The sequence below is a fragment of the Patulibacter sp. NPDC049589 genome, from assembly GCF_040675535.1.
Classification (GTDB): domain Bacteria; phylum Actinomycetota; class Thermoleophilia; order Solirubrobacterales; family Solirubrobacteraceae; genus Patulibacter.
On sequence record NZ_JBFAPC010000210.1, the window covers coordinates 1 to 8,352 of the forward strand.

The 8,352-nt window shown below is 71.3% G+C and carries 4 protein-coding genes; all 4 read right to left on the reverse strand.

The window, feature by feature from the left end; all coding sequences use genetic code 11:
• Window positions 1–382 precede the first annotated feature (382 nt).
• Window positions 383–2,971: an ATP-dependent Clp protease ATP-binding subunit gene (locus tag AB0L40_RS24890; RefSeq protein ID WP_364361015.1), complete on the reverse strand. Its 2,589-nt coding sequence runs from the start codon at window positions 2,969–2,971 to the stop codon at window positions 383–385.
• 320 nt (window positions 2,972–3,291) lie between these two features.
• Window positions 3,292–5,685, reverse strand: coding sequence for an FdhF/YdeP family oxidoreductase (locus tag AB0L40_RS24895; RefSeq protein WP_364361021.1), 2,394 nt, complete (start codon window positions 5,683–5,685; stop codon window positions 3,292–3,294).
• A gap of 314 nt (window positions 5,686–5,999) precedes the next feature.
• Window positions 6,000–7,502, reverse strand: a complete 1,503-nt coding sequence (gene lysS, locus AB0L40_RS24900) for a lysine--tRNA ligase (RefSeq protein WP_364361017.1) — start codon at window positions 7,500–7,502, stop codon at window positions 6,000–6,002.
• Between the two features lie 32 nt (window positions 7,503–7,534).
• Window positions 7,535–8,008 (reverse strand): transcription elongation factor GreA, encoded by a 474-nt coding sequence (gene greA, locus AB0L40_RS24905; RefSeq protein ID WP_364361019.1) that lies wholly within the window; start codon window positions 8,006–8,008, stop codon window positions 7,535–7,537.
• Window positions 8,009–8,352: the final 344 nt, after the last annotated feature.

Below are 8,352 nucleotides of genomic sequence, written 5' to 3' on the forward strand. Positions count from 1 at the left end.
CGCGGCGGGCCTCGGGTCGCGGCGACGGCGCGACGCCGCCGTTGCGGGCCGCGGCGTTGCGCTCGCGCTGGCGATCGAGCCGCGCGCGGGCGGCGGCGGCGAGGCCCTTGGGCAGGACCCCCGCCTCGCCCTTCACCCAGGCGTCCCCCGTGGGCTCGTCGTCGGGCCCGCTCACGACCGGACCCCGGTGGGTCGCTCGTCGGCGCGGTCGCGGCGCGGTCGCAGGGATCGGGAGCGGATCACGCGCCCTAGCCTAGATGGTCGGACATGAACCGATCGTCTCCGGGCGCCGCGTCCGGGCGCGTCCGAGGACGCCCCACGACGACCGAGGGCGGGGCCGTGGCCCCGCCCTCGCGGTCGTCCTGCGGTGGGGGTGTGCCCCTTACGCGTCCTGCGTGGCGACGTCGCCCGAGGACTCGTCCGTGGGCTTCTCGCCGTCGGCATCGGCCTCGTCGGTCGCACCGACCGCGGCCGGCACCGGCACCGGGGCCTCCACGATGGAGAGCACGACGGCGTTCTCGGTGTCGTCCTCCGGCGCGATGTCGACCTTGACGTGCGCGTTCGGCGGGACCTGGTTGGCCAGCACGAAGTCCGCGAGCGGATCCTCGATGTAGCGCTGGATCGCCCGGCGCAGCGGACGGGCGCCCATGGCCGGGTCCCAGCCCTTCTCGACCAGGAGGTCCTTGACGGCGTCCGACAGCTCGAGCGTGAGCTCGCGATCGCGCAGCGACTTGCGCACGCGGTCGATCATCAGCTCGACGATCGTCGTGATCTGGGGCTTCGTCAGCTTGTGGAAGACGATGACTTCGTCGATGCGGTTGAGGAACTCCGGCTTGAAGGCCTTCTTGAGCTCACCCGTGACGCGCTGCTTCATGTCCTCGTACGTGATGGCCTCGTCCTCGTCGCCGAGCTGGAAGCCCAGCGGCGTCGACTTGGCGATCTCGGACGCGCCGATGTTCGACGTCATGATCACGATGGCGTGCCGGAAGTCGACCGTGCGGCCCTGGGAGTCGGTCAGGCGACCGTCCTCCAGGATCTGCAGCAGCAGGTTGAAGACGTCCGGGTGGGCCTTCTCGATCTCGTCGAGCAGCAGCACCGAGTACGGCTTGCGCCGCACGGCCTCGGTCAGCTGGCCGCCCTCGTCGTACCCGACGTAGCCCGGGGGCGAGCCCACGAGCCGCGAGACGGCGTGCTTCTCCATGTACTCGGACATGTCGACACGGACCATCGCGTCGGCGTCGCCGAAGAGGAAGTTCGCCAGGGACTTGGCGAGCTCGGTCTTGCCGACGCCCGTGGGGCCGGCGAAGATGAACGAGCCCGTCGGGCGCTTCGGGTCCTTCAGGCCGGCGCGCGAGCGCCGGATGGCCTTCGAGACGACCTTGACGGCCTGCTCCTGGCCGACGACGGCCTCGTGGAGCTCCTCCTCCATGCGCATCAGGCGGCGGGTCTCCGCCTCCGTCAGCTTGAAGACGGGGATGCCGGTCCACATCGAGACGATGTCGGCGATCTCCTCCTCGCCGATGGAGAGGCGCGGCTGGTCGCCCTCGCCCTGCTCCCACTTCTCGACGAGCTCGCGCTTCTTCTGGACGAGCTTGCGCTCCTCGTCGCGCAGCGAGGCGGCGGTCTCGTACTCCTGCGCCTCGATCGCCGCGTCCTTCTTGCGACGGGCCTCGGCGATCTGCTCCTCGACCTCCTGGAAGACCGGCGGCGAGCTCATCGAACGGATGCGCTTGCGCGACGCGGCCTCGTCGACCAGGTCGATCGCCTTGTCCGGCAGCTGGCGGTCGGAGATGTAGCGATCGGCGAGCTCGACGGCGGCCTCGAGGGCCTCGTCGGTGATCTCGATCTTGTGGTGCTGCTCGTAGCGGTCGCGCAGGCCCTTCAGGATCTGCACGGCCTCCTCCGTCGACGGCTGCTCGACGCGGACCTGCTGGAAGCGACGCTCCAGCGCGGAGTCGCGCTCGAGGTACTTGCGGTACTCGTCGATCGTCGTCGCGCCGATCGTCTGCAGCTCGCCACGCGCCAGCGCGGGCTTCAGGATCGAGGCGGCATCGATGGCGCCCTCGGCGGCACCGGCGCCCACGAGGTTGTGGATCTCGTCGATGAAGAGGATGACGTCGCCCTTGTTGGCGATCTCCTTCATCACCTTCTTGAGGCGCTCCTCGAACTCACCGCGGTACTTCGACCCGGCGACCAGGGCCGCGAGGTCGAGCGTGTAGATCTGCTTGTCGCGCAGCAGCTCGGGCACCTCGCCCGAGGAGATCTGCTGGGCGAGGCCCTCGACGACGGCCGTCTTGCCGACGCCCGGCTCGCCGATCAGCACCGGGTTGTTCTTGGTGCGGCGCGAGAGGATCTGCATGATCCGCTCGATCTCGTTCTCGCGGCCGACCACCGGGTCGAGCTTGCCCTCCGCGGCGAGCTTCGTCAGGTCGCGACCGAACTGGTCGAGGACCTTCGAGGACCGCTTCTGCGGCGTGCCCTCGCCCGTCTGACCCGAGCCGCTGACCGAGGAGCCGGCCGTCTGGCGACGACCGCCCGGACCGGACAGCATCCGGATGACCTCGTTGCGGATCTTCTCGGAATCGGCGTCGAAGTCGAGGAGGATGCGGGCGGCGACGCCCTCGTTCTCCCGGACCAGGCCGAGCAGGATGTGCTCGGTGCCGATGTAGTTGTGTCCAAGGCTCAGCGCTTCGCGCAGCGCCAGCTCGAGGACCTTCTTCGCACGCGGCGTGAACGGGATCTGGCCGGAGGTGACCTCCTCACCCGATCCCACGATGCGCACGACCTGCGCTCGGACACGCTCGACAGTGATGTCGAGGCTCTCCAGCACGCGTGCTGCGAGACCCTCCTCCTCGCGCAACAGACCGAGGAGGATGTGCTCCGTCCCGATGTAGTTGTGCTTGAGCGTCCGCGCCTCTTCCTGGGCGAGAACGACAACCTGCCTGGCTCGTTCTGTGAATCGCTCGAACATCCCTGGGATCCTTCCGTGGCTCGGTACGAATCCTACCAGTGGCCCAGTCGGACCCTGCCGGACTCCCCGTCGTCACCTGGTTCTACGGCACCGTGCGGCGGACGGATGCGTCAAAGAACGCGAAGACCCACCGGATGTCCACTCCGGTTGTCGGACGACCGTCGGCGCTCCGCCACCGCTCCTCGAAGGTACCCGGTGCCGCGCCGCCGCACGCAGACGGGCCCGTTTCCCCGCCGCCCCTCGTGGGTCCGGCCCACCACCGCGGACACCGCCCGGACCCCGGCGCCGACGGGCCGCGACGCCTCGCGGGCCCCGCCGGCTCAGCCGCGGACGGACTCGAACCGGACGACGACCGACTTCGAGGTCGGCGTGTTGCTCCCCGTCGCCGTGCTCCCGAGCGGTACCAGGGGGTTGGTCTCCGGGTAGTACGCGGCGGCGCAGCCGCGGGCCGTCGGGTAGGCGACGACCTTGAAGCGCGGGGCGCGACGCTCGACCCCGTCCTCCCACGTGCTCACGAGGTCGACGACCGCCCCGTCGCGCACGCCGAGGCGCTCGAGGTCCTCGGGCCGCACCAGGACGACCCGGCGGCCCGCCTTGATGCCGCGGTAGCGGTCGTTGAGCCCGTAGACCGTCGTGTTGTACTGGTCGTGCGATCGCAGGGTCTGGAGCAGCAGGTGGCCGTCCGGGATCGCGATCGGCTCGAGCACGTTGACCGTCAGTCGGGCCGTCCCCGTGGACGTCTGGAACCGCCGCTCGTCGCGCGGCGGGTGCGGCAGCCGGAAGCCCTCCTTGCGCTGCGCGCGGGCGCCGAAGTCCTCGAAGCCCGGGATGACCGCCGTGATCTGCTCGCGGATCAGGCCGTAGTCGCGGGCCATGGCCTCCCACGGGAGGTCCTCCACGCGCCCGGTCGGCGTGCCGAGGCCCGAACCGCCCCCGACGTCGGACGCGTGGCCGTCCGGCATCGACGAGGTCCCGGTCGGAGTCACGTGGCCGTCGGCCTCGCCGTCGTGGGTCGGCGGGCCGAAGACGGCGCGCGCCATGCCGCAGACGATCCGGACCTCGCTGCGCAGCTCGCCCGACGGCGGCTCCAGGTGCCCGTGCGACGCGTGGACGACGCTCATCGAGTCCTCGGTGGTGACGAACTGCGGGGTGCCGCGGCGGGGGCCGTCGGGGACGAGGTCGCGGTCCGTGCGCCCGAGGGTCGGCAGGATCAGCGCCTCGCGCCCCGTGACGAGGTGCGAGCGGTTGAGCTTCGTGGAGACCTGGACCGTGAGGCGGGCCTTCGACAGGGCGGCCTCGGTGACCTCGGTGTCGGAGACCGCCGCGGCGAAGTTGCCGCCCATGCCGACGAAGACCTTGAGCCGGCCGTCGCGGAAGGCCTTGACGCTGTTCACGACGTCGAGCCCGTGCTCACGTGGCGGGCTGAAGCCCAGCGCCTCATCCAGGCGGTCGAGGAAGCCCTCCGGCGGCTGCTCCCAGATCCCCATCGTGCGGTCGCCCTGCACGTTGCTGTGCCCGCGGACCGGGCAGAGGCCCGCGCCCTCGCGGCCGATGTTGCCGCGCAGCAGCAGGAAGTTGACGACCTCCTGGATCGTCGGCACCGACTGGCGGTGCTGGGTCAGGCCCATCGCCCAGCAGACGACGATCCGCTTCGACGGGAGGATCAGCGCCATCGCCTCGTCGATCTCGGCCCGCGTCAGGCCGGTCGCGAAGGTCAGGTCGTCCCAGTCCAGGCCGCGGAGGTGCTCCTGCAGGGCCTCGAAGCCGTCCGTGCTGCCGGCGAGGAACTCGTGGTCGAGCACCGGCTCGCGGGTCGCCGCCCGCGCGGCGTCGTCGGCCTCGAGCAGCAGGCGGGAGAACGCCTGGAAGAGCGCGAGGTCGCCGCCGAGGCGAATCTGGAGGAAGAGGTCCTGCAGGTGCGTCCCCATCCCGACGAGCTCCGTCGGGCGCTGCGGGTTGTCGAAGCGCTGGAGCCCGGCCTCGGGCAGCGGGTTGACGAACAGGATCTTCGCGCCCGCCTCCTTCGCCTTCTCGAGCGTCGTCAGCATCCGCGGGTGGTTCGTCCCGGGGTTCTGGCCGGCGACGATGATCAGGTCGGCCGCGACGAGGTCCTCGATGGAGACGCTGCCCTTGCCGATGCCGATCGTGTCGCCGAGCGCCTTGCTCGTCGACTCGTGGCACATGTTCGAGCAGTCGGGCAGGTTGTTCGTGCCGTACGCGCGGACGAACAGCTGGTACGCGAACGCCGCCTCGTTGCTCGTGCGGCCCGACGTGTAGAACGTCGCCTCGTCCGGCGAGTCGAGGCCGCGCAGCTCACGGGCGATCACGTTGAACGCCTCGTCCCACGAGATCGGCGCGTAGTGCTCCGCGCCGGGTGCGAGGTACATCGGCTCCGTCAGCCGGCCCTGCTGCTCGAGCCAGTGGCCCGTCCGGCCGCGCAGGTCGTCGAGGGAGTGGCGCGCGAAGAGCTCGCGGGAGGCCCGCATGCGCGTGGCCTCGTTGGCGACGGCCTTCGCGCCGCTCTCGCAGAACTCGACGAGGCCGGCGCCGTCCTCGGGCTCCGGCCACGCGCAGCTCGGGCACTGGAAGCCGTAGGGCTGGTTGATCCGCAGCAGCGACTCGGCGGAGCGGGCGACGCCCATGTGGCGCAGGCCCTGCTTGGCGATCGACCACGTCGCGCCGAGACCGACGGCGTGGTGCTTCGGCGCCTCCACCTGCAGGCCGGAGTCGTCCTCGGCGACGTGGTGATCGCGGTCGGTACGGCCGCGTCGCGGCAGCGGCGGCAGACGCGCGGTCCGGCCGCGGAAGACGGGATGCCCGGTCCAACGCGTGCTCACGAGGGCGACCATACCCGGCCGCCGGTGCACCCTACAAGCAGCAGGAGGAGCACCCATCCGGCGTCGGAGCGTCTGGGGTGCGTGGATCGTGGATGCCAGGGACCGACCGCGGAGCCGAGGTAGGGGTCCTCCCCACCTTGGATCCGTGGGTGGTTCCTGGCGCCGCGAGCCGCGTGCACCAGGCGATCCGACTAGTCGCGCATGGTGGGGAAGAGGACGACCTCGCGGATCGTGCTCCTCCCCGTCATGCAGATGACCAGGCGGTCGATGCCCAGGCCGAGGCCGCCCGTCGGCGGCATGCCCTGCTCGAGCGCCTCGACGAAGGACTCGTCGTACTGCTGCGCCTCGTCGTCGCCCTCGAGCTCCAGCCGGGCCTGCTCCTCGAAGCGGGCGCGCTGCTCGTCCGGGTCGTTGAGCTCGGAGAACGCGTTGGCGATCTCCATGCCGAGCGCGAAGGCCTCGAAGCGCTCGACCAGGCCGGTGTCCTCGCCCGTCTCGGTGCGCTTCTTCTTGGCGAACGGCGAGAGCTCGACGGGGTAGTCGAAGAGCATCGTCGGCTGGACGAGCTTCGGCTCCACGTTCTTGGAGAGCAGGTCGTCGACGAGCTGCGGCCAGGTGCGGCCGTCGGGGTCGACGTCGGTGCGGTCCGAGGCGCGGATCACCGCGGCGAGCTCCTCCGAGGAGCGGTGGGCGAGCACGTCGATGCCCGTCTCCTCCTCGATCGCGCCGGCGAGCGTCTTGCGGGCCCACGGCTCGGTCCACTGGATGTCGCCCTCATACGCCACGGCGCGGGCCACGTGCTGGACGCAGGCCTCGAGGCGGTTCGCGGCGTCCTCGACGTCCGCGTAGGCCTCGTACCACTCGAGCATCGTGAACTCGGGGTTGTGCTTGTGGGAGATGCCCTCGTTGCGGAAGTTCTTGCCGAGCTCGTAGACGCGCTCGAGCCCGCCGACGATCAGCCGCTTGAGGTAGAGCTCCGTCGCGATCCGCAGGTAGAGGTCGCGGCCCAGCGCGTTGTGGTGCGTCGTGAACGGCCGGGCGAGCGCGCCGCCGTAGAGCGGCTGCAGCACCGGGGTCTCGACCTCGAGGAAGCCGTCGGCGTCGAGGAAGCGGCGGATCTCGGAGACGATCCGCGAGCGCATGACGAACGCCTTGCGGGTGTCCTCGTTGCCGATGAGGTCGAGCTCGCGGCGGCGCTGGCGGAGCTCCTGGTCCTGCAGGCCGTGGTGCTTGTCCGGCGGCGGGCGCAGCGACTTCGCCAGGACGGTGATCGTCTCGACGCGGATCGTCAGCTCGCCGCGGCGCGACATGAACGCGACGCCGTCGACGCCGATCAGGTCGCCGAGGTCGACGTCGTCGAGCAGGCGGGACATGACCTCGGGGCCGAGGACGTCGAGCTTGGCCTGCAGCTGGATCCGGCCCGAGCGGTCGTCGAGGTCGAGGAAGGCCATCTTGCCCTGGCCGCGACGGGCGCGGAGGCGGCCGGCGATCCGGTGGCGGACCTCGGTCTCGGCGCCGTCCTCCAGCCCGGCGTGGCGGGCGCGGACGTCGGCGATCGGCTCGACGCCGTCGAAGTCGTGCGGAAACGGGTCGACGCCCGCGGCGCGCAGGCGGTCGAGCTTCGCGCGGCGGACGGCGAGGAGGTCGGTGCCGTCCTCCGCCGCCGTCGCGGCGTCGGGCGTGGGTTCGGTCATGCGGTGGGGTGCTGCGGGGTCGAAGGCCTCGCTCAGCGCGAGATGCCGACGACCTCGAGCGTGCGCGTCTTGCCGTTGGGCAGCGCGATCTTGACCGTGGCGCCCTTCGGCTGGCCGAGCAGCGCCTTGCCGACGGGCGACTCGTTGGAGAGCTTGTTCTCCTCGGGGTTCGCCTCGGCGGAGCCGACGATCGCGTACTCCTTCGTCTTGCCCTTCTCGTCCTTGACCGACACGCGGGTGCCGATCTGGACGGCGTCGGTCGTGAGGGAGGACTCGTCGATGACGGAGGCCGAGCGGAGCTGCTCCTCGATCTCGAGGATGCGCCCCTCGATCATGCCCTGCTCCTGCTTCGCGTCGTCGTACTCGGAGTTCTCCGAGATGTCGCCGAACTCGCGGGCGTCCTTGATGCGCTCGGCGACCTCACGACGCTTGGTGGTCGTGAGGTGCTCCAGCTCCTTCTTGAGCTTGTCGAGACCCTCGTGGGTGAGGATGACGTCCTTGGGCAACGTGGGACCTTTCGCCTTCGTCGCCCCAGGCGGGGCGCCGACGGGAGTGTTTCTGGCGGGCGATCCGGGACCGTCCGCTGGGCGGAGCGGGCCAGTATAGCCACGCGTCCGCAGAACGCCGCCTCCCCGGTGGGATCCGACGCCCGCGGGCGCCCCGGCGGCGGACGATCGGCCGATCCGGGCCCGCGCTCCCGCGGACTCCCCGCGGGCCCGGCCGGTCGCCACCGTCGCCGTCCGACGTGGCGCGCCGGCCACGGCCCGGCGGCCGGCGGGCGCGCCGGCGGGCATGTTTGGGGCCGCGGGGCGGGCGGGTGTGCGCCGGGCGGCCAAAACCACCGGCCAAG

Coding starts and splice junctions, on each gene's coding strand:
- AB0L40_RS24890 (WP_364361015.1), bottom strand. CDS start 2,971: ATGTTCGAGCGATTCACAGAACGAGCCAGGCAGGTTGTCGTTCTCGCC.
- lysS (WP_364361017.1), bottom strand. CDS start 7,502: ATGACCGAACCCACGCCCGACGCCGCGACGGCGGCGGAGGACGGCACC.